This is a genomic window from Tardiphaga sp. P9-11 (assembly GCF_008329525.1).
In the GTDB taxonomy this organism is placed as follows: domain Bacteria; phylum Pseudomonadota; class Alphaproteobacteria; order Rhizobiales; family Xanthobacteraceae; genus Tardiphaga.
On the sequence record NZ_NPKQ01000004.1, the window covers coordinates 358,850 to 384,023 of the forward strand.

Consider the following 25,174-nt stretch of genomic DNA (forward strand, 5'->3'; position numbering starts at 1 on the left):
GTGCGCAGAAGATCAATTCTGCCGTTAACGGCTGCCGGTGTTTTCATCCTGCTGCCGCATCTGGTCGATCAGTATCTGCAGATGGGAGGGCAGGGCGTCGTCGTCTGGACCGATGTCCCGGCGCAGCCGTTCGCCGATGGCATTGCAGATCGCCGCGCTGGTGGGGCGGTCGATGTGCTCGTCGCCATCATTGGTGAACTGGTTTTGCATTGTCTTACCGGTGCTCGTGGCAGTTGAATGACACTAGGGCAAGTCGCGCAGGCCGAAATTGTTTCAAGATTTATGCATTTGAGGTTGTTTGAGTGAAAATTCAATGAATCCCGTAGATCCACGGAAAGCCCGGCCGTGGGAGCGGCCGGGCGGTATTTTATCTGCTGATGGGCGCGTCAGTAGCAGCGATTGATGAGCCGCCACCGCGGTCCCCATGGGGTCGGAACAACCCGGCGAACGACACATCCGCCACCGCCATAGCCGTAAACGGGTCCGCCGACGAAGCGTGGGCCACCCCAGCCGCGGTGCCACCCGCCACCATGCCAACCTCCACCGTGCCATCCGCCGTGGCCACCCCAGGCGGAAGCCGAGGTCGGAGCCAGCGCGGCGGCGCCCAATGAGGCCGCTGCAACCAAAGTCAGTGCGATCTTGCGGAACATTTTCATCTCCTCTGGTTCGGCGCGTGTTGCGCCTGCCGTGAACATGGCGCCGGGGGCAAATGCCGTTGGCCGGGGTCATTGCAGGCAGTCTAGGAGGGGAAAGCTGAACCGGATCGCGCCAGCCCTGTCAGGAATGGTTCATGTCGATGACATCTCGGTAATTTCGAGCGCCGGATCTGCCAAAATGGGGCCTGCGACATTTGGACGGATCGCTTGCCGTTCCCGGATAGCGTCGATATAAGCCGCCATCTTCCAGCGACTGTTATTCAAGGATAAATCATGGCTATCGAGCGTACCTTTTCGATTCTGAAGCCCGACGCGACCGAGCGCAATCTGACCGGTGCGATCAACGCGCTGATCGAAAAGGCCGGACTGCGGATCGTCGCGCAAAAGCGCATTCGCATGACCCGCGAACAGGCCGGCACCTTCTACGCCGTTCACAAGGAACGCCCCTTCTTCGGCGAACTGGTGGACTTCATGACCTCGGGTCCTGTCGTCGTGCAGGTGCTGGAAGGCGAGAACGCTGTCCTCAAGCATCGCGACGTGATGGGCGCAACCGACCCGTCGAAGGCCGCTGACGGTACCATCCGCAAGCTTCACGCCAAGTCGATCGGCGAGAACTCGGTGCACGGTTCGGACGCTCCGGAAACTGCAGCGATCGAGATCGCACAGTTCTTCTCGGGCAACGAGATCGTCGGCTAAATCAAGCTGACACTTCGACAAGGTTGCGGGGCGCGGGGGCGCGCCGCAACCAAGCCGGCCAAGGCCGGATGAACCATCACAAACATTAGACGGGGCACGCTGTGGACTGGATGCTGCAAATTTTCGATCCGGCGACGATCAAATCGGTCTTCGCTCAGTTCCAGCTTGAAATGCAGCAACCTGCGTTCTGGCTCGCCGTCGGCAAGATTATCTGGATCAACGTGCTATTGTCCGGCGATAATGCGCTGGTGATCGCGCTGGCCTGCCGCGGCCTTGAGCCGAAGCAGCGCATGTGGGGCATGATCCTCGGCGCCGCCGCCGCGGTTATTCTCCGTATCATTTTCACCGGCATCGTTGCCACGTTGATGGAACTGCCCTACCTCAAGCTGGTGGGCGGTCTCGCGCTGATCGTGATCGCGGCCAAGCTGCTGGTTCCCGAGCAGGAAGAAGAGGACGGCGTCAAGGCTGCCTCGCATCTGTGGGCTGCTGTTCAAATCGTCGTCGTCGCCGACATCGTCATGAGCCTGGACAATGTCATCGCTGTGGCCGCCGCAGCCAATGGCAGCGTGCCGCTACTGATCCTTGGCCTCGCCATCAGCGTGCCGTTGATCGTTGCTGGCGCTGCGCTCATCATGGCGCTGCTCACCCGTCTGCCGGTTCTGGTCTGGCTCGGTGCTGCCCTGCTGGGCTGGGTTGCTGGCGAAGTCATCGCGACCGATCCTGCGATCCTGCCACTGCTGCACAGCTTCTTCAGCGGCTCGCTCGGCACTGGCCTCGACAGCCTGATGTCCTCGCTGGGCCTTGGCGTTCGTTTCGCCGGCGGTGGTCACGGCGGCGAGATCGTCTGCGGTCTGATCGGTGTCGCTGTGGTGCTCGCTGTCGGAACGCTATGGCGCCGTCGCAGCATGGCAGGGCACGCCGAACAGGCAGCCTAATTCAATAAAAGCGCAGGGTGGGCGAGGGGCATCTGCCTTTCGCCCACTTTTCTGTTTCCAGAACTCGGTCGTTTCTAGAATTTGAATTCGACGCCTACCGTCCCCTGATGGGACTGCGAATAGGCGCGGAACTTGCCATCGTAGTTGAGATAGAGACGGGCGGTGTTGCTGAGGCTCAGCGACGCCGATGCACCGGCGTCTGCGCCGTACTGGCTTTCGCCGATGCCCTGGACGGTGATGCTTTCGGCACCGAGGCTGACAGTTACGGCGCTGAAGCGCTGGTGCACGTTGTCGACGAATTTGGCATAGCCGGACAGATCCAGAATCTTCTGGTCGAATATCCAGTAACGGCCGACTTCGGCGCCAATCAGGATACGCGCGCGCTCGGCCGAGGCACCGCTCGCATTGACAGGGTTGAGTCCGCCAAACTCTTGCATCGATCCGGTTGTGGCGCGGGTGTATTCGAAGGCAGCCTTTGGTACGATCCGCGCCTGCTCATAACTCCAGTAATAGCTCAGCTCAGTGAGGGCGCCGTCAATCCGCGCATTGTAGCCGGCGCTGGCCAGCCCGAGACCAGTGTCGCGGTGCGAGTTGATGTCGCCGAAGCCATGCACCAATGCGATTGCCCAGGTCCATGCGCCCTGGTCCACCGATGCATTGACGCCGATCTGCGTGAGGTCGAGCGTCGCAGATTGCAGTGCGAGCGGGACATCGATCGTGGTGTGGCTCTGGTCGACCGACAGACCGACATTGACGCCGGGCATCAGTCGCGCGCCGATCCCGGCGACGCCGCCGACGATTCGGCGCTTGTCGCCGACAAAATCACCGATCGTGCTGGTATGCGCGCCGACGCCGTAAAATTCAGCCCAACTCCGGAAGCGCGGTGTTTCGGCGGCTTCCGATGCGCCGCCGCCGCCGGGATTGGTGCGCGACGCCCTGCTGAAGCCGTAGCTCGCCTGATCCCCGAGGCGGCGCAGGAACTGGCTGCCGAGATCGCTAACGGCAATGCCGGCGGATTGCCCGGCATTGAAGTCCGTCGACGACGGCACCGGTGCAACTGGCAGCGACGGTGTTGGCGGAGCTGTGGTTGGGGGCGGCGCGGTAGGCGGCGGCGCGACCTGAGCAGATGCGAGCGAGGGCGCGACAATGAGCGCGGTTGCGAGGCCGAGTACGATAGTCCGACGTTGCCGGCTGGCAGCCGGACACCTGTCCGTTCGGGCGTATCGCGATGGATCGCGCATCATGGCTCTTTTCGAAGTTGCCGCAGCAGGCGGCTCGGCTGCGGCGGAGCATACGCGATCCCGTCAGCGTTGCCGCTGCGCATGGAGCGCCTCCAGTGGCGATTGACGCGTGTTGTTGTGTGATTGCCACAGCGGATTCCTGTCGTTTTTCATCGCGTTATGACCAATTGCGCAGGATGGTCGACGATGCCTCATTCCGACACGGCCGCGGAAGACCCGGTCTGCGGCTTTCGATGAGTGCGGCCAACGTCGCTGCGCCGCTGGTATCAAACGTCAGCTGCAGAAAGTCCGAGGCTTGCGTAGCTGAAATTTTCATGTTGGAATTCTCGCGCAATCGGATTTAGGCCGTTCGACTGTGCGTTTTGTGAGCAGGACATTCAGTAGACTTCGGAAAGCCCGCTTGTGGCGTGGCACGCATGATGCGTGGCCGCGTCTTTTTTGTATCTAAATCGGGAGAGAGACGATGCAAAAGGGCACCGTCAAGTGGTTCAACCCCACCAAGGGCTACGGCTTCATCAAACCGACCGTCGGCGACAAGGATGTCTTCGTGCACATCTCCGCTGTCGAGCGCGCAGGCCTCAGTACCCTCAATGAAAACCAAACGATCGAATACGATCTGGTCGAGAATCGCGGCAAGGCGTCGGCCGAGAACCTCAAAATCTCATAACTGAGCTTTGCTCTGCCGGCCCGGATATGGGCCGGCCGACTGATGCAATCGCGGTGCGAACCGGCTTTTTTGTCACTCGGGTGCGGGGCGCGCCGAGCCGAGCAGGAGGGCTGTGCCGGGTCAGCGCTTCTTCGGCTTCTTGGCCGATTTCTTGGCTGGCGCAGCCTTCTTGGGCGCCTTGTCCTTCTTGGCGATCTGAGCCTTCATCGCTTGGGTGGCTTCTGCGATCTGAAGAGCTTCAACGGCCTTGCGCATCGATCGTGCATAACTATCCGCGGCGTTGTCGGCAGACATCTGAAGCCGCTTGGCGGCGGCCATGCCTTGCTCCGTCGCGTCCTTTGCCAGTTGCTTGAAACGATCCTTGGCAGCCTTGTCCTTTGCCTTGGCGGCCAGGCCAGCATAGCGATCGCGTCGTGCCTTGACGGCTGCCATCAGTGTCTTGTTTTGCTGTTTAGCAGTCTGCCGGATGATCACATCCAGATCGGCGCCCGTCATACTTGATTTCCTTAAGTGACAGCCAGAATAGTCAATTGTTTCAATTATGCAGTTGCCATGGAGGCATTGCAAATCTTTGCGGCGCAGTGACCGCGGGCTGGCAATTGCCAGATCGCGCGGCTCTTGTAGGCGTACTGAACGAGCAGGTTTAGTACGGCATGTCGTAAGCACGGATCCGGTTTCTTTACCGTAAAGATACTCGCCAATTGCGCTTGCGTGACGGAATCATGATACCGCGAGACTTCCCGTCCGGCGCAGCCAGATCCGGCCTGTCGATATGCGGTGCCAGATTGGCTGGCGTGTGGAGCATCCTGCGATGACCGTGCCGGCGAGATCGCGTTTCCGGATTGGCTTCAGGACGTCGATCATTGCGTTGTTCGTCGGCGTCGTCCTCACGGTCGGCCTGGCGCTGGTCTATCTCAGCTTCAGCAGAGTGAATACGATCATCCGGACGGCGGCATCGTCGTATCTCAGTGTGGTCGCGCAATCCGCGACCGATCGCATCGATGCGCAGCTCAAGAGCGTTCACGACAATCTGGATATCCTGCGCGGCATCACGTCGGTCCAGTCCGCCGAGCTCAAGAATAATCCGCGGCTAAACATCCTGCTGGCGTCGATGCTGCGTAACAACAAGCAGCTCTACGGCCTGTATATGGGATATGAGGACGGCTCATTCCTCGAAATGGACCTGATCGACCGAACGGGAGCCGAGGTGAAGGCCCGTTTCGGGGCACCGGACGGAGCCAGATTTCGCCTGTTTACGATCGTGAAGGCGGGCGATTTCGGGCCGCTTCAGACGACAACGACGTTTCTCGACGATGCGCTGCAACCCCTGGCAAGTCTGTCCGGTCCTGTCGATTTCGATCCTCGCACCCGGCCGTGGTATCGCGGAGCCTTCGAGGCCAATACCAGTCTGCTGACCGAGCCCTATATTTTCTATGAGACCGGCGACATCGGCTACACGCTGCGGATGCCGATCGCAGGAGGCCAGCAGGGCGTTGTGGCTGGTGATATTCTGCTCAGTGAAGCCGAGACCATGCTGCGCAAGCAGCAGCTTGGCCATTCGGGTGTAGCCTACCTGTTCGACGATGCCGACCGGGTGCTGGCGCATCCCGAGATGTCCCGGTGGCTTGAAGCCACGAGCGTGCCGAACAAACTGTCGGAGCTGCCGCGACTGAGCGATGTCGATACGATCGGCGCAACTGCGGCTATCAAGGCGTGGCGCCAGACCGGCATTGAGCAACAGTTCTTCGCTGACAGCACGGGGCGCGCCTATGCAGCCGCATTCAGGCCCGTAGAGATGGCTGGATCGGCCAATCTTCGTGTTGGCTTCTTCGCTCCGCTCGATGAATTCTATGCCGAGATAGAGCAGGAGAAACGCACGCTTTTCATTCTCGCATTTTGCTTCGTCATCGCCGCCGTGCCGATCGCGTTCTGGATCGGCAACAAGCTGTCGCTATCCCTGCGGATTCTGGCGCGCGAGGTCGATCGCATCCAGAATTTCCGGTTTTCGTCCATGCCGCAGCTGCATTCGCCGATCCGCGAAATCGACGATCTCGGGCGATCCGTCTTCACCATGCGCACATTGGTGCAGACATTCTCGAATTTCGTCCCCAAGCGCCTGGTTCAGCAACTGGTGGAAACCGGAACCGCCATGCAATTGGGCGGAGAGCGCCGGGAGGCGACCATCCTGTTCACGGATGTCGAGAATTTTACGGGGATGACGGAGAACGAAGATCCGACACGGGTGATGCTCTACACGTCGCGCTACTTCGCAGCGATTTCGGACGTCATCGCTACCCACCAGGGAACAGTCGACAAATATATCGGCGACGCCGTCATGGGGCTTTGGAACGCGCCGATCGAACATACGAACCACGTGGCACAGGCTTGCGCCGCCGTGCTCGATTGCGTCGAAGCCAATCGGAAGCTCAACGAGGAATTCGAGCGCGAGGGCTGGCCGGTCTACAAAACCCGGTTTGGCCTGCATGTGGGCGATGTCATGATCGGCAATATCGGGTCACCCGATCGTATGAACTACACGGCGCTCGGAGCTACCGTGAATCTCGCTTCGCGACTGGAGACGCTCAACAAGGACTACGGGACGAGCGTTCTGGTCAGCGAGGCCGTCAAGCAGCGGGTAGACTCGTTGTTCCTGTTTCGCAGTGTCGCCCTGATCAAGCCCAAGGGGTTCGCCGCAGAGGTTCAGGTCTACGAGCTGCTCGGGGCGCGAAGCTGACATTTCGTCGCGTCGCCCGATCGACGTGCCGATTTCTTTGTCCGATCATCGGGGGTCGCGATATAGTGGACGAATAGCAGCCGATAGAGAAAAATGACGACGATGACTGAAGCGAAGCCGGTGCGGCGAGGTCGTCCTCGATCGGTCGAGACCGAGGATGCAATCCTGGAAAGCGCCTATCGCATGATGGCCGCCGAGGGGCTCGCCGCCACGACCATCGATGCGATCGCGCGGGATTCCGGCGTCTCCAAGATGACGATCTACAAATGGTGGCCGTCGCGTGAGGCAGTGCTGATCGACGCATTCCTGCGGCAGGCGTCGACCATGCTGCCGCTTTCCGAGAGCGGCGATCCACTGACGCGCGTGACCAAGCATGCCGCCGCCTATGTCATGGCGCTGAACGGCGATTTCGGCAAGGTGCAGCTCGCTGTCATTGCCGAATGTATCGCGCGTACCGGCTCGGCAAAGATTTTCTCCGAGCGCTATCTCGCAATCCGCCGGGACATATCGCTGGCGATCATCAAGGATGGTCAGAAGGATGGCAGCATCAATGCTACGGAACCTGCCGGCGATCTCTATGACCGGATCTACGGTACCTTGTTCTATGAGTATGTTTTTAGATTCCGGCCGTTGACGGCCGACCATGCGCGCAAACTCGTCAAATCCGTGCTGTCGGCGCGATAGTCAGATGCCGCTTTGCCGCGCACGGCGAAACCAGCGCCATGTCTCCCGCGTGACCGCTCGGTAGCCCAGGCCGCGATGCGCAATGCGCGCGTCGATGATCGTATTAAGCTTGGGCAGCGCGTGGAAGGGCACCGACGGATAGGCATGATGCTCGACATGAAATGGCATGTTCCATGTGAACCACTTGGTCAGCCTGTCGGTGTAGGTCGTGCGTGTGTTCTCATAGGCACTGCGGGTGCGCTCGCAGCCGGTATGTTCGGCATAGAGATAGGGCCGCAGGAATAGCTGGCCGACATAGAGCGGGACGAGCCAGCACCACAGCAGCAGCGCGCTCGCGAAGGCGATGGAAGCGATCAGCAGCGCGAGATAGACGAGGGCATAGATGCGTGCCTCCCGCACTACCATGCCTTGCTTGGCCTCCGGGATCCACGGTGCCACAGCATGCCCGGTCAGAGCACGCCGGACCAGCAGGCGGATCCGGTTGGTGAGCTGCACGATGCCGGTATAGGCAATAGCGAGTCTGGTGTCGGACGAGGGGATCGTCGCGGTGACGAGCTCCGGGTCGCGGTCGGGATCTTGCGTAAAGCGATGATGGTCCCAGTGAAACAGCGCATAGTGCTCATAGGGCAGCACGATCATCAGCGACGAGACATGGCCGAGGGCCTCGTTCAGCCGACGGCTGGTAAACACGGTCTTGTGCGCGGCTTCATGCACCGCCATAAACAGAAAAGCGATGAGATAGCCCTGGATGACGATCAGTGGGATGGTCCACATGACGCCATATCGAGTAGCGACCTGCCAGATCAGCGTTCCGACCAAAGCGATCAGGGCATAGTGGCTAAGCGCGCGAATGACCCCCGGAAGATTGGCCCGAACCGACAGGTCCTTCAATTGTGCAGGCGTCAAGGCACGGGTTTCAATCTTGCCATGGCCAATAGCATCTATCGTCATCTGGTCATTCTCTTTCGGTTCAGTCGTGAGCTGCCAGCAGCGCCGAGACCTGCGCATTGATGAAGGCTGCGTCGGCGGGAATCTTGACCGGATTGCCGGCGCGGTGTCCGTGCAGCGAAGGGATCGGACACAGTTCGGCCGTGCGTGCGCTGGTCAGCAGAGGGAGTTCGTCTTCGTTGTCACCGACCTGGAAATAGTTGTCGGTTTGTCCGGGCATCAGGAGAACGCGCGCGGTGATCGCAGCCATAGCCTTGCGGAAGTCGCCGCCGAAAGCGTCGCAGCGGCTGATGTCGCCATTCTGCCAGGTCCAAAGTTGGGCCAGTAGATTATTGGCATCACGATGCGCAAACGCGACATCCCATGATCGTGTCAGATAATCTTCCAGCGAGGTGAAGCCGGCCTCACGCCAGATTTCGTCGCGGTAAAAGCCATGAGACATCGCCCAGCCTGCATAGACACGCCCCACGGCGCGAAGACCGGCAGATGGTTTCGAAACAAAGCGGCCGTCGACAAAGGCCGGGTCGGTGATCAAAGCGGCCCGCACACTTTCAAGAAATACGGCGTTGAACGGCGAACATCGGGCGCTGCCGCAGACGACTGCAGCGCGCGCCACCATGTCCGGATAGCGGGCGGCCCAGTGATAGGCCTGCATGCCTCCCATCGACCAGCCATAGACCAGTGCCAGACGGGTAACGCCGAACTGCTCGGTCAACAGGCGATGCTGGATCGAAATTGCGTCGTGATAGCTGATGTTCGGATAGGGAGCGCCAGCCAGGGCTTCCAAAGAATTCGAGGGAGACGACGACAGCCCGTTCCCGAACAGATTGGGGATGACGATGAAGTAGCGCTCCGGATCGAGCGCCGCACCCGGCGCAATCAGCCATTCGGTATCGTAATGTTGTGCGGCGAACGAGGTCGGATAGAGGATGACGTTGTCCTTGGCAGCATTGAGTGCGCCATAGGTCTTGTAGGCCAGTTGCAGGCGAGGGTGTCGGTCGCCGGACTGCAGCAGCACCTCTCCGGCCTCGAATATCTGGTAGTCGCTCGACGCGTTCATGCAGGAACTCCGGAAGATCATTCGACACTTGCCGACGATACGACAAGCAACCCACTCGACAGAATTAAATAACTGTACTAATGGTACATTAAATTAGGGGCAGCGCAATGCCGAAACTTCGGCATTGCCGCCCGAATAACGTGCAGTTGCCGCCATTTATTTGTGGCGGGGCGACATCACGGTTTTGTATTCGAAACGTACAAGAGATTTGCTTCACGCTGGTCTATGCATCAGCCAGTCATCGGCGCGGTGGTGGATAGGCGGATCGGTTATCCACATTCCCCGCTGTGCACTCGACATCATTTGCCCGCAACCCACTCAAAGGAGTCTGGATCATGGGAACCATCACCACCAAGGACGGCACCGAGATTTTCTACAAGGATTGGGGCACCGGGCAGCCGATCGTGTTCCACCATGGTTGGCCGCTGAGCGCGGACGATTGGGATGCCCAGATGATGTTCTTTCGGAACAATGGCTATCGCGTCATCGCACATGACCGCCGCGGCCATGGCCGCTCCAGCCAGACTGCGACCGGCAACGAGATGGACACCTATGCGGCCGACGTCGCTGAACTGACCGACGCACTCGACCTGAAAGACGCTGTCCATATCGGCCACTCGACCGGAGGCGGTGAAGTTGCGCGTTACGTCGCGCGTGCCAAGAAGGGGCGCGTCGCCAAGGCCGTGCTGGTCAGCGCCGTGCCGCCGATCATGCTCAAGACCGAGAACAACCCCGGCGGCCTGCCGCTTGAAGTATTCGACGGCTTCCGTTCTGCGCTTGTTGCCAACCGCGCGCAGTTCTATGTCGATGTCCCGGCCGGGCCATTCTACGGCTTCAACCGCTCGGGCGCGAAAGTCTATCAGGGCGTTATCGACAACTGGTGGCGCCAGGGCATGATGGGCGGCGCCAAGGCGCATTATGATTGCATCAAGGCCTTCTCGGAAACCGATTTCACCGACGACCTGAAGGCGATCGATGTGCCGGTGCTTGTCATGCATGGTGACGATGACCAGATCGTGCCCTATGCGGATTCCGGCCCGCTGTCAGCGAAGCTGGTGAAAAACGGCACGTTGAAGACCTATCCAGGCTTTCCGCACGGCATGCTGACCACCCATGCGGATGTGCTCAATCCGGATCTGCTGGCTTTCGTGAAGAGCTGATCGACTGTGTCATGGCGGGCGAGGCGAAGGCCTCGTCCGCTATATCCCGGTAGGTGACTAGATTACCGACGGCGCGATGAGATTGTCATCGCTGCAGACGCCGGCGCTACTCCGGGTCGCTTCACCCACGATCTGAACGCCTGAAGTCGCCAGCAATCGCAGTGCCTGCGGATAGATCTTGTGCTCGATGCCAAGCACGCGGGCCGCGAGCGTGTCCGGCGTATCGTCATCGGAGACCGGCACGGCACCCTGCATCACGATTGGGCCGGCATCGGTCTCCGGAATCACGAAATGAACCGTGGCGCCGGAAATCTTCACGCCTGCGCGCAGGGCCTGGCCATGCGGATCGAGGCCGGGGAAGGACGGCAGCAGCGACGGGTGGATATTCAGCATCCGGCCATACCAGTGCTGAACGAACTCCGCCGTGAACAGGCGCATGAAGCCGCCGAGGCAAATCAGCTCGATCTTGTGCTCGTCGAGGGCGGCTTGCAGCAGCTTCTCGAAGCCGGCGCGGTCCTGGCCGAACGGCTTGCTTTCGATCACCAGAGTCTTGACGCTATTGGCCTGCGCGATGGCGAGGCCCGGCGCGTCGGCCTTGTTGGACATCACGAGGGCGATTTCGGCGGGGAAGCTGTCGGCTGCGGCCGCCTCGATCAGCGCGGTCATGTTCGATCCGCGCCCGGAAATCAGGATGGCAACGCGACGCATCACGGCCTCACAGTTTGAGTTCGAGATGCCCGTCATAGACGACGCGCTCGTCACCTGTGGCCTCTATGACGTCGCCGAGCAGCGACACGGTCTCGCCGCCCTCGCGCAGGATGTCCATTACCTCCTGCACGGCCTCGCGTTTGACGATGGCGATCATGCCGACGCCACAGTTGAAGGTGCGCAGCAGTTCGAGTTCCGCGATATCGCCTTCGGCGGCCAGCCACTTGAACACCGGCAGAACGGTAAGGGCCGGCAGGTCGATGCGGACGCCGAGGTTCTTCGGCAGCACGCGCGGGATGTTGTCGGTGAAGCCGCCGCCGGTGATATGGGCGAGGCCCTTCACGGCGCCGGTCTCGCGGATCGCGCGCAGGCACGACTTCACATAGAGGCGGGTCGGGGTCAGCAGCGCGCCGCCCAGTGTCATGACGGGCGAGAACGGCGCCTTGTCGGCATAAGACAAGCCGGTGCGCTCGACGATCTTGCGGACCAGCGAAAAGCCGTTGGAGTGCACGCCAGAGGAGGCCATGCCGATCACCGCATCACCGGGGCCGATGTCCTTGGTCGGCAGCAGTGTCCCGCGTTCGGCGGCGCCGACCGCGAAGCCGGCGAGGTCGTAGTCGCCATCCTTGTAGAGACCGGGCATCTCGGCGGTCTCGCCGCCGATGAGGGCGCAGCCGGATTCACGGCAGCCCTCGGCAACGCCCGCAACGATCGAGGCCGCGGCCTCCGGGTCGAGCTTGCCGCAGGCAAAATAGTCGAGGAAGAACAGCGGTTCGGCGCCCTGGACGACGAGATCATTGACGGACATGGCCACAAGGTCGATGCCGATGCCGTTATGGACGCCGGCCTCGATGGCGATCTTCACTTTGGTGCCGACGCCATCGGTCGCAGCGACGAGAACGGGGTCCTTGAAGCCGGCGGCCTTGAGATCGAACAAACCGCCGAAACCGCCGATCTCGGCGTCAGCGCCGGCACGGGCAGTTGCGCGAACCATCGGCTTGATGAGGTCCACCAGACGGTTGCCGGCATCGATATCGACGCCTGCGTCCGCGTAAGTGAGGCCTTTTTTCTGGTCGGTCATGCCGGGTATCCTGGCGAAGCTGCGAAACTGTGTATTTTCGGCTGGTTACGTCGGAATCTCCGCCTGCGCAATGGCTCGTAAACGCTATCCCGATTACTATGTAGGCGGTAAGCCGGTTGGAGCCCCAGCTCCGATCTTTCGGCTCGGATTGCGAAACAGGCCGGAGCCGGGAAGCGCCGCGTGAGTATCCCCAATTTAATCACCCTTGGGCGCATCCTGCTGGTGCCCGTGATCGTCTGGGCGATTGCCTCGAACCAGATGGAAATCGCCTTTGCAATCTTCGTGATTGCGGGGGTCAGCGATGCCGTGGACGGCTTTCTCGCCAAGCGTTTCAACATGGCCAGCGAACTCGGTGCGCTGCTGGACCCCTTGGCCGACAAGGCACTGCTGGTCTCGATCTATGTCTCCCTGGGGATATGGGGGGCAGTTCCACGTTGGATCGTGATTCTCGTGGTGTCGCGGGATATCATGATCGTCGGCGCCGTCATTGTGTCGTGGTTGTTCGGCAAGCCGATTCCGATGAAGCCGCTGATGGTATCGAAGCTCAATACGGTGGCGCAGGTGGCCTTCGCGGCCTTGGTCCTTGCTGCCCTCGGATTTGGTTTCAGATCTTCGCCTTACGATTTGATTTTAATGGGTTTTGTGACCATCTTGACGTTGCTCTCGGTGTCCTTCTATCTCGTCGAGTGGATGCGTCACATGAGCACCATCGAACCCGGCCAAGAGTCCAGGTAACCAGTACAAGTAACTTGTATTCGTAACGTTCGCCGGCCGAGCCGGCAGGAGTATTTGCGTGGTCGCCCGCGTCCAACCCCGTCAATTGGCGTTCGCGCTGCCCCATGCGGAGAGTCTGTCCCGCGACAATTTCCTTGAGGGTCCAGCCAATGCCAAGGCGCTGGGACTGATTGACTGCTGGCCGGACTGGCCGAACCGGGTGATGCTGCTGGAGGGCCCCGAGGGCTCCGGCAAGAGCCATCTGGCGGCGATCTGGGCCGAGGAGGCCGGGGCGCGCTCCACCATGGCCCGCAGTCTTGGCGCCGCGACGGTCCCCGCCGAACTGGTGACCAACGCGCTGGTGGTCGAGGATCTTAACGCCGGTGCCTTCGATGAGCGGGCGATGTTCCACCTTCTCAACCTGGCACGTCAGGACAACGCCTATGTGCTGATCACGGCACGGGTCGCCCCGGCCGCGATGGAGGTCGAATTGCGCGATCTACGGTCGCGGCTCCGAGCAATCCCGGTGGTCAATTTGATGCCGCCTGATGACGGGCTGTTTCGAGCGCTGATCGTCAAATTCTGCGCTGACCGCCAGCTCAGCATCGATGAGAGCGTGGTCAGCTATATCGCCAGTCGTATCGAGCGGTCATTCGCCGCCGCCCGCCAGACGGTGGAACTGCTGGATAGCGAGGCGCTCCGGCTTGGGCGCCCGGTGACCCGCGCATTGGCCGCGGAACTCCTGCGCGACGCCTGACTTAGCCTCTGAGCCCAAGAGGCGCATCAAACTGTGCCTTGACGGCGCGATGGGCAGGTTCCTCAATGTCATTGAAGTGTCACGTAACTGACGCAATGTCCGCTGTGATTTGCCGGCACTATAGCGCTGCTTGAACTGGATGGATTGCTGTCTCATGGACTCCGCGGAAGAGATTGTTATTGAAGAGAAAAAGGGCGAAGCGAAACCTGCGGAGGTGGTAGCATCAGGTCCCGAGCGCTTCATTAATCGCGAGCTGTCCTGGCTGCACTTCAATCGTCGTGTCCTCGAAGAGTCCGTCAATCTGGGGCACCCGGCGCTGGAGCGCGTTCGCTTCCTGTCGATTTCCGCAAACAACCTTGATGAATTCTTCATGGTCCGCGTTGCGGGTATCAAGGCGCAGGTCCGCGAGGGAATCACGGAGCGCAGTCCGGACGGGCTAACCCCGGCTGAGCAGCTGGTGTTGATCAACAGCGCGGTCTCCAAGCTTGGGTCCGATCAGCAGGCGATCTGGCGTGACCAGCGCGGTATGCTGGCCGATGTCGGCATCGTGCTGCTCGACGGCAAGGAGGTCAGCAAGGCCGACCGGACCTGGATCGAAGATCATTTCCTCCACAACATTTTCCCGCTGTTGACGCCGCTGGCGATCGATCCGGCGCATCCATTCCCGTTCATTCCAAGCCTAGGCTTCACCATCGCGCTGCATCTCTCGCGGGTGTCCGACGGCAAGATGATGAACGCGCTGATCCGCATGCCCGGCAAGATAGATCGCTTCATCCGTCTGCCGACCCCCGGCAAGGACGGCGCGGTCCGCCTGATCACTTTGGAACAGGCCACCGGCCTGTTCATCGCCCGGCTGTTCCCGGGCTACACCGTGCAGGGGCAGGGTGCCTTCCGCATCATCCGCGACAGCGAGTTGGAAGTCGAAGAAGAGGCCGAGGATCTGGTCCGCTTGTTCGAGACCGCGCTGAAGCGTCGCCGCAGAGGGTCGGTGATCCGCCTCGAAATCGAGGCCAGCATGCCGGCAGAACTCCGTGCCTTTGTGCAGCGCGCGCTGGCAACCTCTGACGACGAAATCCTGCTCGTCGATGGCATTCTCGCCATGAACGAGGTCTCGCAGCTGACACGCCTTGATCGACCTGATCTCGAATTCGTGCCTTACGTGCCACGACACCCCGAGCGAGTCCGCGACCATGGCGGCGATATCTTCGCCGCGATCCGCCAGAAGGACCTGGTCGTCCATCACCCCTACGAGTCTTTCGACGTCGTCGTGCAGTTCCTGCAGCAGGCCGCGCGCGATCCGGATGTCGTGGCGATCAAGCAGACGCTGTATCGCACCTCCAACAACTCGCCGATCGTCCGCACGCTGGTCGAGGCTGCCGAAGCCGGAAAGTCGGTGACGGCGCTGGTCGAGCTACGTGCGCGGTTCGACGAAGAGGCCAATATCCGCTGGGCTCGCGATCTCGAACGTGCCGGTGTCCAGGTGGTCTATGGCTTCCTGGAATTGAAGACCCACGCCAAGCTGTCGCTGGTGGTGCGCCGCGAGGGCGGTTCGCTCACGACCTATGTCCACACCGGCACCGGCAACTATCATCCGGTCACAGCGCGCATCTACACCGATCTGTCATATTTCACATCCGATCCGATCATCGGTCGCGATGCTGCGCGCGTCTTCAACTACATCACCGGCTATGCCGAGCCCAGCGACATCGAGAAGATGGCCGTGTCGCCGCTGACCTTGCGCAGACGCATGCTCGAACACATCCGCGGTGAGGCGGCGTTTGCCCGCAACGGCAAGCCCGGCGCGATCTGGCTCAAGATGAATTCGCTGGTCGATCCGGAAATTATCGATGCGCTCTATGAAGCATCGAATGCCGGCGTTTCTGTCGAACTGGTCGTGCGTGGTATCTGCTGCTTGCGGCCCGGAGTGCCCGGCCTGTCCGAGAATATCCGCGTCAAGTCGATCATCGGCCGCTTCCTCGAACACGGTCGAATTTACTGCTTCGGCATGGGCAATGGCCTGCCAAGCCCGAAGGCGGCGGTATATATCTCGTCGGCTGACATGATGCCGCGCAATCTGGATCGCCGCGTCGAGGTTCTGTGCCCGCTGCAGAACCCCACGGTGCATACCCAGGTGCTCGAGCAGATCATGGTGGCAAATCTCAAGGACACCGAACAGAGCTGGCAATTGTTGCCGGATGGGTCGTCAACGCGTATGAAGGCAGCGAAGGGCGAGGAACCCTTCAATGTGCACAATTACTTCATGACGAATCCGAGTCTGTCTGGCCGTGGAAAGTCGCTTGAGAAATCATCCCCGCGCCGGCTCACCCGCCGTTCGGAACGTCACCAATCCTCGTAAGGAACCAGCTGCGTGGTAGCGCGTGCCAATCAACGCGCGACCAGCGTCGCCGTCATCGATATTGGTTCCAACTCGGTGCGTCTCGTTGTTTACGAGTCGCTGACGCGAAGCCTCGTCACGCTCTTCAATGAAAAGGCGCTGTGCGGTCTCGGCCGAGAAGTGCAGAGCACGGGGCTGCTGGCCAAGGACGCCGTCGACAAGGCACTGACGGCACTTCGGCGCTTCCATGCGCTGTGCAAGGTCATGAAAGTCGGCCGGGTCTATGCGATCGCGACCGCCGCGGCGCGTGATGCGAGCAACGGCCCCGCCTTCATCGCGGCAGCCGAGAAAATCTGCGGTTGCGAGATCCAGATCATATCGGGGCCGCGGGAGGCGAAGCTCTCGGCGTTGGGTGTGATTTCGGGCGTGCATAAGCCGGATGGTCTGGTTGGCGATCTCGGGGGCGGTTCGCTCGAACTAATCGATGTCAAAGGCAATGCTGTCCGGCAGGGTGTGACGCTGCCGCTCGGTAGTCTCGCATTGCAGGACGCCTCACAGAAATCACCGAAAAAGGCAGAACGCATCGTCAAGCTGGCGCTGGCCGACGTCGCGCAGCTCAAGGCGGGTGTGGGTCGCAATTTTTATGCGGTCGGCGGCACCTGGCGTGCATTGGCGCGGCTGCACATCATCCAGAGCGGCTACCCGCTACGAGTGATGCACGGCTATTCGATCCCGGCCAACGAGGCGCTCGATTTCGTGCGCCGCTTGCGCCGGCTCGCAACAGCCAACATTCTTGCCAATATCGAATCCATCGCCGAACAGCGCCAGCCGCTGCTGGTCTACGCTGCGCTCGTGCTTGAATATGTCATTCGTACTGCCAAGCCGAAAACCATCGTGTTCTCGACCTATGGCGTCCGTGAAGGCCTGCTGTACGAAATGCTGCCGCAAGCGCAGCGCATGCAAGATGGCCTGGTCGGCGCCGCGCAGACCATGAACGAGTTGCTGTCGCGTTCGGCCCGCCACGCGCAGGAGCTGAGTGACTGGAGTGATCGGTTCGCCCGTGTCGCCAAGCTCAAAGAGACCGACGAGGATCGTCGGTTACGCCGCGTGGCGTGTCTGTTGTCCGATATCGGCTGGCGCGTCCATCCGGATCATCGCGGCGAGCAGACGCTCAGTCTGATCACGAACGGAAATTTCGGCTCGGTCGATCATCACGGTCGCGCGTTCCTCGCGCTCTGTGTGTACTACCGCTACGCAGGATTCGGCGCCGAGAACGAGCCGCCGGAGCTGGTCCGCGCGCTTGTCTCGCCGGCACAGGTCGAACGCGCCCGTTTGCTCGGTGCGCTGTTCAGGGTCGCGCATCTCATTTCGGCGGCGCGGCCGGGCGTACTGCCCGCCACGCATTTCGCCACCAAGGATCGCAAGATGATGCTCGTCTTCGAGCATCGCATGGTCGATCTCGTTGCCGACCGGGTCGGCAGCCGCTTCAAGCAGCTCGCGCGATTGGTCGGGAAGTCAGGTTCGATCGTCAGGCGATAACTGCTCATTCCGAATGTTACTACTGATTGCAGCGCGGCGTGACTCTCGGTTTCCGTGCGTATACTATTTTCCCGTGCGGCCGTTTTGGTCCACGCGGCAAGTACATACGATTTCCGGACCGGGAGAGTCGAAATGTCAGCCCTTCTGATCAACCTTATCGTTCAACTGATTGGCGGCGCGATTGGCGGAAATGTTGCCGGCGGTGCATCGAAGTCTGTCGATCTTGGTACAATCGGCAACACGATCGCAGGTGCAATAGGTGGCGGCGTTGGCGGTCAAATTCTCGGAATGCTGATTCCTATGCTTTCAAACGCATCGGCGACCACCGATATCGGTTCGCTGATAGGTCAGGTGGCCGGAGGCGGTGTCGCGGGTGCGGTGCTGACGGCAATCGTCGGAGCCATCAAGAACAGATCGGCGGCGTAAAGCGATCATCATTGCGTCTCGCAGGGCGAGGTATGGTACGCCCCGTCCTGCTGTTCGCGACAGGCAATTAGAACGCTACTTTGGACGACGCAGCCTACGCGCGGTCGACCCGGATCACCCGGCCTTTTTCCATCGCCAAAGCGAGACGGCCGTGTTTGAGCGCGAGCGCGGCTTCGCCGAACAGCTCGCGGCGCCAGCCGTGCAGGGCGCCGACATCGGCATTGTCGTCGGTGGCGATCTGTTCGAGATCATCGACGGTGGCGATGACCTTGCTGGCGACGGCGTGACGTTCAGAGGTCATCCGCAGCAACACCTTCAGCAGTTCGACGGTGGCGGCACCGTTGGAATTGCCGCGCGGCTTCTCGATCTTTGGTAACGTGTTGGGGTCGCGGGCGACGCCGCGCTGGACGGCGGCGACAATGTCGCTGCCCCACTTGGAGCGATCAAAGCCCTTCGGCAGCGAGCGCAAATTGGCAAGCTTCTCCAGCGAAGTCGGCGCGTGGGTCGCGATGTCGCCGACCGCATCGTCCTTGAGCACGCGCGAGCGCGGCACGTCGCGGCTCTGGGCTTCCTGTTCACGCCACGCGGCGACTTCCATGAGCACCGCGAGCTCCTTCGGCTTGCGGACGCGGGTCTTCAGCCGCTCCCAGGCGCGCTCGGGATGGAAATCGTAGGTCTTGGGCGAGGTGAGAACTTCCATCTCCTCGCTGACCCAGTCGCTACGCCCGCGCTTCTTCAGATCGGCATCCAGTGCCGCGAACACATCGCGCAGATGGGTGACGTCCGAGACGGCGTAATGCAGCTGCTCTTCGGTCAGCGGGCGGCGCGACCAGTCGGTGAAACGGTGGGTCTTGTCGGGGCGATGGCCGGTGACCCGCTCGACGAGCTGGTCGTAAGCAATGCTGTCGCCATAGCCGAGCACCATGGCCGCGACCTGGGTGTCGAAGATCGGATGGGGAACCACGCCGGCGCGGTGCACGATGATTTCGATGTCCTGCCGTGCAGCATGGAAGACCTTCAGCACGGCCTCGTTGGCCATCAGCGCGAAGAACGACGCGAGGTCGATGCCCTCGGCCAGCGTGTCCACCACCACGGCATCTTCCGCGCTGGCCATCTGAACCACGCAGAGCAGCGGGTAATAGGTGGTCTCGCGGAGGAATTCCGTATCGACGGTAATGACAGGGTGCTTGGCGAGACGCTCGCAGGCGGCGGTCAGCTGGGCAGTGGTGGTGATCAGTTCCATGGACGGTCCATAACGCTTTAGCCAAGGCGTTCGGCCGAAAAACCTGTTGAGTCAAGGTGTTTCGGGCAGACTGGAGGTCTGCTCCGGCAGAATGAGGGTGTTTAGGTGCCGCAAAAGGTCTTCAATACACGCTGATCCGGCTCCGGCGGCTCGGCGTACTCCGCCATCTCCGGTTGATCTTCATAGGGTTTCGCCAGCACGGCCAGCAATTTCTCGAACGGCGCGTAGTCGTCGGCCAGCGCCGCCTGGATCACCGCCTCGACGCGATGATTGCGGGGAATGAAGGCTGGATTGATGGTCTGCATGGCCTGATAGCGGGTGTCCGCGTCCTGCGACTCCTGGCCGAGTCGCTGCCGCCAGTTCACCGCCCAGGCATCGAACGCCGTCGGATCGATGAACAGGCCGCGCACGGCTTCGTCGTTGTCTGCGTCAACCGCGGCGGCGCCGAGGCGGCGGAAGGTCAGGGTGAAATCGGCCTGATTGGCGGTCATGGCGGTCAGCAGATCCTGCGCCAATGCAGCATCATCCGGCTGACTGGTGAGCAGCCCGAGCTTCCGACGCAGACCGGCCTGATAGGCCGTGTCGAAAATATCGGAGAATTCGCCCAATGCGGCCTGCGCGATCTCGATGGCGGTCTTCTCGTCGCTGTCGATCAGAGGCAGCAGCGTCTCGGCGAAGCGCGTCAGATTCCACAGCGCGATGCGCGGCTGGTTCGCATAGGCGTAGCGGCCCATCTCGTCGATTGAGCTGTACACTGTCGCGGGATCGTAGGCGTCCATGAAGGCGCAGGGGCCGTAATCGATGGTCTCACCGGATACCGAGCAGTTGTCGGTGTTCATCACGCCGTGGATGAAGCCGACATGCAGCCAGCGTGCGACAAGTTCGGCCTGACGACGGATCACCGCATCGAGCAGCGCGCGAATGGGATGTTCGACTTTGGCTGCGTCGGGATAGTGCCGGGCGATCACATGATCGGCGAGTTGTTTCACCCCGGCGATATCCTCGCGTGCGGCGAAAAACTGAAACGTGCCGACCCGGATATGGCTCGAAGCCACGCGCGTCAGTACGGCGCCGGGCAGCATTGTCTCGCGCTGAACCCGTTCGCCGGTAACGACTGCGGCGAGGGAGCGCGTGGTCGGAATGCCCAAGGCCGCCATGGCTTCGCTGACGATGTATTCCCGGATCACCGGACCAAGCGCAGCGCGGCCATCGCCACGGCGCGAGAATGGTGTCGGACCGGAGCCTTTGAGCTGGATGTCGCGGCGTACGCCGTTGCGGTCGATGACCTCGCCAAGCAGGATCGCGCGACCATCGCCGAGCTGGGCCACGAAATGTCCGAACTGATGTCCGGCATAGGCCATCGCCAGGGGATCCGCGCCATCCGGCACACGCTTGCCGGCAAGGACCTCGACACCCTCGGGACTGGCCAGCCAATCGGAATCGATGCGGAGTTGGTCGGCCAGTGCGCGGTTTAGCTTGATCAGCCGCGGCGCCGCCACCGGCGTCGGCGCGACGCGGGCAAAGAAATTCGCTGGCAGGGCGGCATAGCTGTTGTCGAACGGAAAGTGGACTGTCATGGCCCCAAGATGGGGGGCCATGACGTGTTAGGCAACCGCTGAAAGTGACCTCAGGCGGCACGAACCGTGTCGAGGAACCGGTCGACTTCGCCCTTCAGGCGATTGCTCTCGAGCGACAGCGACTGCGCTGCGGCCAACACCTGAGTTGATGCGGAACCGGTCTCGCTGGCGCCGCGATTGACCTCGGTGACTTCACTCGCAACCTGGGTCGAGAGCTGGGCCGACTGCTGGACGTTGCGCGCGATTTCCTGCGTCGCGGCTCCCTGTTCTTCGACGGCCGCTGCGATGGCCGACGAGACCTCTGAGATCAACGTGATCGTCGAACCGATCTCCTTGATGGTCTCGACGGTCTCCGCGCTGGCCGCCTGCATGCCGGCGATCTGCATGCTGATTTCGTCGGTGGCCTTCGCGGTCTGCGACGCCAGCGCCTTCACCTCGGCGGCGACAACGGCGAAGCCACGACCGGCTTCACCGGCACGCGCTGCTTCGATGGTGGCATTGAGCGCGAGCAGGTTGGTCTGTTCGGCAACGGCGGTGATGAGCTTCACGACGTCATCGATGCGTGCGGTGGCCTGCGAGAGCTTGGCGATGCTCTCATTGGTCTTCTCGGCCTGCAGCACGGCGGTCGAGGCGATGCGGTTGGACTCATGGACCTGGCGGCCGATTTCATTGACTGAGGACGTGATCTCTTCCGTTGCGGCAGCCACCGACTGCACGTTGTTCGACACGACGTGCGATGCGGATGCGGCCGAACCGGAGAGGCTCATGGTGATATCCGACGTACGGGTCAGTGTGGTGGCAGAGGCTTCGAGTTCGGTCGAGGCGGAAGACAGCGAACTAACCAGTTCGCTGATCATCGACTCGAAGTTGCTGGTTGCCTTCGTGATCGTTTCCGCACGCGCAGCCTTGATGGCGGCTTCGGCGCCGGCTGCCTGATCTGCCGCACGCTTGGCGATGAGGGCGTCCTTGAATATCTGCAACGCACTGGCGATGCGTCCGATCTCGGTGCTCTCGCCCTGATGCGGGATAACGGCCTCCAGCTGGCCATCGGTCAGTTGGCCCATCGGCTTCAGGATCGAGGCGATGCCGCCTGAGATGTCGCGCACCAGATACACGGCAGCGCCGAGGCCGAGGACGACGGATGTGCCGAGGATAGCGATCATCATCCAGATGGCGCCGGAATAGGTGGCGTTGGCGTTGTGGCCGGCAGCTTCGGCGCCCTTGTCGTTCAACTCGACGAGCTTCGCCAGCGTGCCGTCCATAGTGCGGCCGGTCGGAACCACCTTCTTGGCGTTGATCTCTTTGGCTGCCGCCACGTCGCCCTTGTTGGCGAGGGCCTGGACGTCGTTGCCCGCGGCGATGAAGGCCTTCCATTCCGCATTAAGCTTGTCGGCCAGTTCGCGTTCGGCCGGCGACGATACCAGCGGGGCGTAAGCCTTCGCGGCCTTGTCGAAATCCGACTTGCGGGCGGCGAGATTCTTGTCGACATCCGGACGGTCAGCATCGGCCACGATCAGGTGGTCGCGCAGCACAGCGCGGTACCGCGCCGACTGGACGCGCATCTCGCCGATCCAGCGGACACTCGGGAGCCATTGCGTCTGGATGTCCTGGGTTGCTGCGTTGATGGCTCGCATCTGCATGAATGCGAGGGTGCCGATGCCTGCAATCACGACGAAGAGAAAGGCGACAATGACAAAGAGCTTGGTGCTGATCGAATATCTGGCGAGCACGAACATATCCTCGGTGGTTCTAAGGCTGCGACGCCGGTCAGCCTAAATGGTGGCTGCCTTGGGTTGCGGCTGGGCTGCAAGCGGCAATTTCCAGTTGAAGGGCCTGCCTTCAAAACGAGCAGGGTTCACGACACGACAGTGAAGGGCGGTCGTCAACGTTCAGTAAATTTTGCAACAAATACCACCTTAAGTGATTGAGTTTGGTGCTGAAATACCGACGGCGCACACTTGGTTACCCGTCGTATGCGATCTCAGGTAGATGATTATTTCTTGTACAATCATGCAGTTCCCGCATTGCGGGAGATTTTCTTATCGCCTGATTGCGATTCGAAATGAGGATCTCAAATTTCTCGTCTGGCCCCCGCCGATGACGCAGTGGCGGGTCGCAAATTCGGGCGATCTGATCGCCGAGCTTTGGTTGCCGCGTCGGGTACGGTCGGGTAAACCCTGCGCTTCGCGCTTGATCGCGAACCCGATTCCGCCCTCTGACGTATTTCCAGGATACCCATGCATCGCTACCGGTCTCACACCTGCGGCGCGCTCCGCGACAGCCATATCGACCAGACCGTTCGCCTGTCGGGGTGGTGCCATCGTATCCGCGACCATGGCGGTGTGCTCTTCATCGATTTGCGCGACCATTACGGCTTGACCCAATGCGTCGCCGACCCGGACTCGCCGGCTTTCAAGGTCGCCGAGACGCTGCGTTCCGAATGGGTCGTGAAGATCGACGGCAAGGTGCGTCGCCGTCCCGGTGGCACCGAGAATGCCGAGCTGCCGACTGGCGATGTCGAGATCTATATCGATGCCATCGAGGTGCTTGGCCCCGCGGCCGAACTGCCGCTGCCGGTGTTCGGCGATCAGGACTATCCGGAAGACATCCGGCTGAAGTACCGCTTCCTCGACCTGCGTCGCGAGAAGCTGCACCAGAACATCATGACCCGCGGCGCCATCGTCGATTCGATGCGCAAGCGGATGAAGGAGCAGGGCTTCTTCGAATTCCAGACACCGATCCTCACCGCGTCGTCGCCTGAAGGCGCGCGCGACTTCCTGGTGCCGTCGCGCATCCATCCCGGCAAGTTCTACGCGCTGCCGCAGGCGCCGCAGCAGTACAAGCAACTGCTGATGATGTCGGGCTTCGACCGCTATTTCCAGATCGCGCCCTGTTTCCGCGACGAAGATCCGCGCGCCGATCGTCTGCCGGGCGAGTTCTATCAGCTCGATCTCGAAATGAGCTTCGTCGAGCAGGAAGATGTGTTCGCGGCCGTGCAGCCTGTCATCACGGGGGTGTTCGAGGAGTTTGCCAAGGGCAAGCCGGTCAACAAGGACTGGCCGAAGATCCCTTATGCGGAGTCGCTCCGCAAATACGGCACCGACAAGCCGGACCTCCGCAATCCGATCGAGATGCAGAACACGGCAGAGCACTTCCGCGGCTCCGGCTTCAAGGTGTTCGCGCGCATGCTCGAAGACGACAAGAACCAGGTCTGGGCGATCCCCGGCCCCGGTGGCGGCAGCCGTGCATTCTGCGATCGCATGAATTCCTGGGCGCAGGGCGAAGGCCAGCCGGGCCTTGGTTACATCATGTGGCGCGAGGGCGGCGAGGGCGCTGGTCCCTTGGCCAACAACATTGGACCGGAGCGTACCGAAGCGATCCGTCAGCAGCTCGGCCTGAAGGCCGGCGATGCGGCGTTCTTCGTCGCGGGTGATCCCGAGAAGTTCTACAAGTTCGCCGGGCTCGCACGCACCAAGGTCGGCGAGGAATTGAACCTGATCGACAAGGAGCGCTTTGCGCTGGCCTGGATCGTCGATTTCCCGATGTACGAATACAACGAGGACGACAAGAAGGTCGACTTCTCGCACAACCCGTTCTCGATGCCGCAGGGCGGCATGGATGCGCTGGTCGGGCAGGATCCGCTGACCATCAAGGCGTTCCAGTACGACATCACCTGCAACGGCTACGAGATCGCCTCGGGTGGCATTCGCAACCACAAGCCCGAAGCGATGGTGAAGGCGTTCGAGATCGCCGGCTATGGCGAGGAGACGGTGGTCGAGCGCTTCGGCGGCATGTATCGCGCTTTCCAGTACGGTGCGCCTCCGCATGGTGGCATGGCGGCGGGCGTCGATCGCATCGTGATGCTGCTCTGCGGCACCAACAACCTGCGCGAAATCTCGCTCTTCCCGATGAACCAGCGTGCTGAAGATTTGTTGATGGGCGCTCCGTCAGAGGCTTCGCCGAAGCAGTTGCGTGAAGCGCATATCCGTCTCAATCTGCAAGACAAGTGATCT

General features: G+C 61.3%; 23 protein-coding genes. 12 read left to right on the plus strand and 11 right to left on the minus strand.

Annotated features, from left to right (window positions below):
• Positions 1-24: 24 nt before the first annotated feature.
• The gene (locus CIW50_RS17090; protein WP_149532402.1) at positions 25-210 is read right to left on the minus strand and encodes a hypothetical protein; all 186 of its coding nucleotides are present in this window, start codon (positions 208-210) and stop codon (positions 25-27) included.
• A gap of 176 nt (positions 211-386) precedes the next feature.
• A complete protein-coding gene (locus tag CIW50_RS17095) occupies positions 387-650 on the minus strand; it encodes a sulfur globule protein precursor (protein WP_149532403.1) in 264 nt (87 codons plus the stop codon).
• Positions 651-929: 279 nt separating this feature from the next.
• On the opposite strand from CIW50_RS17095, the gene ndk reads away from it, so the two are divergent.
• Positions 930-1,352 (plus strand): nucleoside-diphosphate kinase, encoded by a 423-nt coding sequence (gene ndk / locus CIW50_RS17100; protein ID WP_068731078.1) that lies wholly within the window; start codon positions 930-932, stop codon positions 1,350-1,352.
• A gap of 101 nt (positions 1,353-1,453) precedes the next feature.
• Entirely contained in the window at positions 1,454-2,287 is an 834-nt protein-coding gene (locus CIW50_RS17105; protein ID WP_149532404.1) for a TerC family protein, read from the plus strand.
• A 74-nt stretch (positions 2,288-2,361) separates the two neighbouring features.
• Here CIW50_RS17105 and CIW50_RS17110 read toward each other — a convergent pair whose 3' ends face one another.
• Positions 2,362-3,528, minus strand: coding sequence for an autotransporter outer membrane beta-barrel domain-containing protein (locus CIW50_RS17110; RefSeq protein ID WP_149532405.1), 1,167 nt, complete (start codon positions 3,526-3,528; stop codon positions 2,362-2,364).
• Between the two features lie 463 nt (positions 3,529-3,991).
• On the opposite strand from CIW50_RS17110, the gene CIW50_RS17115 reads away from it, so the two are divergent.
• A complete protein-coding gene (locus CIW50_RS17115) occupies positions 3,992-4,195 on the plus strand; it encodes a cold-shock protein (protein ID WP_068731081.1) in 204 nt (67 codons plus the stop codon).
• A 120-nt stretch (positions 4,196-4,315) separates the two neighbouring features.
• Here the strand turns inward: CIW50_RS17115 and CIW50_RS17120 are convergent, their stop codons facing one another.
• On the minus strand, positions 4,316-4,690 hold the full coding sequence (locus tag CIW50_RS17120; RefSeq protein WP_149532406.1) for a hypothetical protein: 375 nt from the start codon (positions 4,688-4,690) through the stop codon (positions 4,316-4,318).
• A gap of 316 nt (positions 4,691-5,006) precedes the next feature.
• Between CIW50_RS17120 and CIW50_RS17125 the strand changes: the two genes are divergently transcribed.
• Both CIW50_RS17125 and CIW50_RS17130 read left to right on the plus strand, forming a co-directional pair.
• Entirely contained in the window at positions 5,007-6,929 is a 1,923-nt protein-coding gene (locus CIW50_RS17125) for an adenylate/guanylate cyclase domain-containing protein (RefSeq protein ID WP_149532407.1), read from the plus strand.
• A 93-nt stretch (positions 6,930-7,022) separates the two neighbouring features.
• Positions 7,023-7,613 carry a TetR/AcrR family transcriptional regulator gene (locus tag CIW50_RS17130; protein WP_149532408.1) on the plus strand — a complete coding sequence of 197 codons (591 nt, stop codon included), beginning with the start codon at positions 7,023-7,025 and terminating at the stop codon, positions 7,611-7,613.
• On the opposite strand, the gene CIW50_RS17135 is transcribed toward CIW50_RS17130, so the two are convergent.
• Entirely contained in the window at positions 7,614-8,564 is a 951-nt protein-coding gene (locus CIW50_RS17135) for a fatty acid desaturase (protein WP_149532409.1), read from the minus strand.
• Positions 8,565-8,583: 19 nt separating this feature from the next.
• Entirely contained in the window at positions 8,584-9,621 is a 1,038-nt protein-coding gene (locus tag CIW50_RS17140) for an alpha/beta fold hydrolase (protein ID WP_149532410.1), read from the minus strand.
• Positions 9,622-9,956: 335 nt separating this feature from the next.
• On the opposite strand from CIW50_RS17140, the gene CIW50_RS17145 reads away from it, so the two are divergent.
• Positions 9,957-10,781, plus strand: coding sequence for an alpha/beta fold hydrolase (locus CIW50_RS17145; RefSeq protein WP_149532411.1), 825 nt, complete (start codon positions 9,957-9,959; stop codon positions 10,779-10,781).
• Between the two features lie 57 nt (positions 10,782-10,838).
• On the opposite strand, the gene purN is transcribed toward CIW50_RS17145, so the two are convergent.
• On the minus strand, positions 10,839-11,492 hold the full coding sequence (gene purN / locus CIW50_RS17150) for a phosphoribosylglycinamide formyltransferase (RefSeq protein ID WP_172980357.1): 654 nt from the start codon (positions 11,490-11,492) through the stop codon (positions 10,839-10,841).
• Positions 11,493-11,496: 4 nt separating this feature from the next.
• Entirely contained in the window at positions 11,497-12,570 is a 1,074-nt protein-coding gene (gene purM, locus CIW50_RS17155) for a phosphoribosylformylglycinamidine cyclo-ligase (protein WP_149532413.1), read from the minus strand.
• Positions 12,571-12,750: 180 nt separating this feature from the next.
• On the opposite strand from purM, the gene CIW50_RS17160 reads away from it, so the two are divergent.
• From CIW50_RS17160 to CIW50_RS17180, 5 genes are all read left to right on the plus strand, one after another.
• Positions 12,751-13,305 carry a CDP-alcohol phosphatidyltransferase family protein gene (locus CIW50_RS17160; RefSeq protein ID WP_149532414.1) on the plus strand — a complete coding sequence of 185 codons (555 nt, stop codon included), beginning with the start codon at positions 12,751-12,753 and terminating at the stop codon, positions 13,303-13,305.
• A 58-nt stretch (positions 13,306-13,363) separates the two neighbouring features.
• Complete coding sequence (locus tag CIW50_RS17165; RefSeq protein ID WP_149532415.1) at positions 13,364-14,041, plus strand: P-loop NTPase family protein; 678 nt, start codon at positions 13,364-13,366, stop codon at positions 14,039-14,041.
• 154 nt (positions 14,042-14,195) lie between these two features.
• Positions 14,196-16,397, plus strand: a complete 2,202-nt coding sequence (locus CIW50_RS17170; protein ID WP_149532416.1) for an RNA degradosome polyphosphate kinase — start codon at positions 14,196-14,198, stop codon at positions 16,395-16,397.
• Positions 16,398-16,409: 12 nt separating this feature from the next.
• Entirely contained in the window at positions 16,410-17,915 is a 1,506-nt protein-coding gene (gene ppx / locus CIW50_RS17175) for an exopolyphosphatase (RefSeq protein ID WP_149532417.1), read from the plus strand.
• Positions 17,916-18,047: 132 nt separating this feature from the next.
• Entirely contained in the window at positions 18,048-18,341 is a 294-nt protein-coding gene (locus tag CIW50_RS17180) for a hypothetical protein (RefSeq protein ID WP_089263970.1), read from the plus strand.
• A gap of 94 nt (positions 18,342-18,435) precedes the next feature.
• Here CIW50_RS17180 and rnd read toward each other — a convergent pair whose 3' ends face one another.
• From rnd to CIW50_RS17195, 3 genes are all read right to left on the minus strand, one after another.
• Positions 18,436-19,584, minus strand: a complete 1,149-nt coding sequence (rnd, locus tag CIW50_RS17185) for a ribonuclease D (protein ID WP_149532418.1) — start codon at positions 19,582-19,584, stop codon at positions 18,436-18,438.
• A gap of 101 nt (positions 19,585-19,685) precedes the next feature.
• Complete coding sequence (locus CIW50_RS17190; RefSeq protein WP_149532419.1) at positions 19,686-21,161, minus strand: protein adenylyltransferase SelO; 1,476 nt, start codon at positions 21,159-21,161, stop codon at positions 19,686-19,688.
• Positions 21,162-21,211: 50 nt separating this feature from the next.
• On the minus strand, positions 21,212-22,891 hold the full coding sequence (locus CIW50_RS17195) for a methyl-accepting chemotaxis protein (RefSeq protein ID WP_153280260.1): 1,680 nt from the start codon (positions 22,889-22,891) through the stop codon (positions 21,212-21,214).
• Positions 22,892-23,398: 507 nt separating this feature from the next.
• Here CIW50_RS17195 and aspS point away from each other — a divergent pair.
• Positions 23,399-25,171 (plus strand): aspartate--tRNA ligase, encoded by a 1,773-nt coding sequence (aspS, locus tag CIW50_RS17200; protein WP_149532421.1) that lies wholly within the window; start codon positions 23,399-23,401, stop codon positions 25,169-25,171.
• Positions 25,172-25,174: the final 3 nt, after the last annotated feature.

What these genes read in the sequence shown, in the direction of transcription:
- aspS (WP_149532421.1), top strand. Translation starts at nt 23,399, where the DNA reads ATGCATCGCTACCGGTCTCACACCTGCGGCGCGCTCCGCGACAGCCAT.
- CIW50_RS17180 (WP_089263970.1), top strand. Translation starts at nt 18,048, where the DNA reads ATGTCAGCCCTTCTGATCAACCTTATCGTTCAACTGATTGGCGGCGCG.
- CIW50_RS17110 (WP_149532405.1), bottom strand. Translation starts at nt 3,528, where the DNA reads ATGCGCGATCCATCGCGATACGCCCGAACGGACAGGTGTCCGGCTGCC.
- CIW50_RS17130 (WP_149532408.1), top strand. Translation starts at nt 7,023, where the DNA reads ATGACGACGATGACTGAAGCGAAGCCGGTGCGGCGAGGTCGTCCTCGA.
- CIW50_RS17115 (WP_068731081.1), top strand. Translation starts at nt 3,992, where the DNA reads ATGCAAAAGGGCACCGTCAAGTGGTTCAACCCCACCAAGGGCTACGGC.
- CIW50_RS17135 (WP_149532409.1), bottom strand. Translation starts at nt 8,564, where the DNA reads ATGACGATAGATGCTATTGGCCATGGCAAGATTGAAACCCGTGCCTTG.
- CIW50_RS17190 (WP_149532419.1), bottom strand. Translation starts at nt 21,161, where the DNA reads ATGACAGTCCACTTTCCGTTCGACAACAGCTATGCCGCCCTGCCAGCG.
- rnd (WP_149532418.1), bottom strand. Translation starts at nt 19,584, where the DNA reads ATGGAACTGATCACCACCACTGCCCAGCTGACCGCCGCCTGCGAGCGT.
- CIW50_RS17095 (WP_149532403.1), bottom strand. Translation starts at nt 650, where the DNA reads ATGTTCCGCAAGATCGCACTGACTTTGGTTGCAGCGGCCTCATTGGGC.
- CIW50_RS17170 (WP_149532416.1), top strand. Translation starts at nt 14,196, where the DNA reads ATGGACTCCGCGGAAGAGATTGTTATTGAAGAGAAAAAGGGCGAAGCG.
- CIW50_RS17125 (WP_149532407.1), top strand. Translation starts at nt 5,007, where the DNA reads ATGACCGTGCCGGCGAGATCGCGTTTCCGGATTGGCTTCAGGACGTCG.
- CIW50_RS17145 (WP_149532411.1), top strand. Translation starts at nt 9,957, where the DNA reads ATGGGAACCATCACCACCAAGGACGGCACCGAGATTTTCTACAAGGAT.
- CIW50_RS17090 (WP_149532402.1), bottom strand. Translation starts at nt 210, where the DNA reads ATGCAAAACCAGTTCACCAATGATGGCGACGAGCACATCGACCGCCCC.
- CIW50_RS17120 (WP_149532406.1), bottom strand. Translation starts at nt 4,690, where the DNA reads ATGACGGGCGCCGATCTGGATGTGATCATCCGGCAGACTGCTAAACAG.
- purM (WP_149532413.1), bottom strand. Translation starts at nt 12,570, where the DNA reads ATGACCGACCAGAAAAAAGGCCTCACTTACGCGGACGCAGGCGTCGAT.
- CIW50_RS17140 (WP_149532410.1), bottom strand. Translation starts at nt 9,621, where the DNA reads ATGAACGCGTCGAGCGACTACCAGATATTCGAGGCCGGAGAGGTGCTG.
- ndk (WP_068731078.1), top strand. Translation starts at nt 930, where the DNA reads ATGGCTATCGAGCGTACCTTTTCGATTCTGAAGCCCGACGCGACCGAG.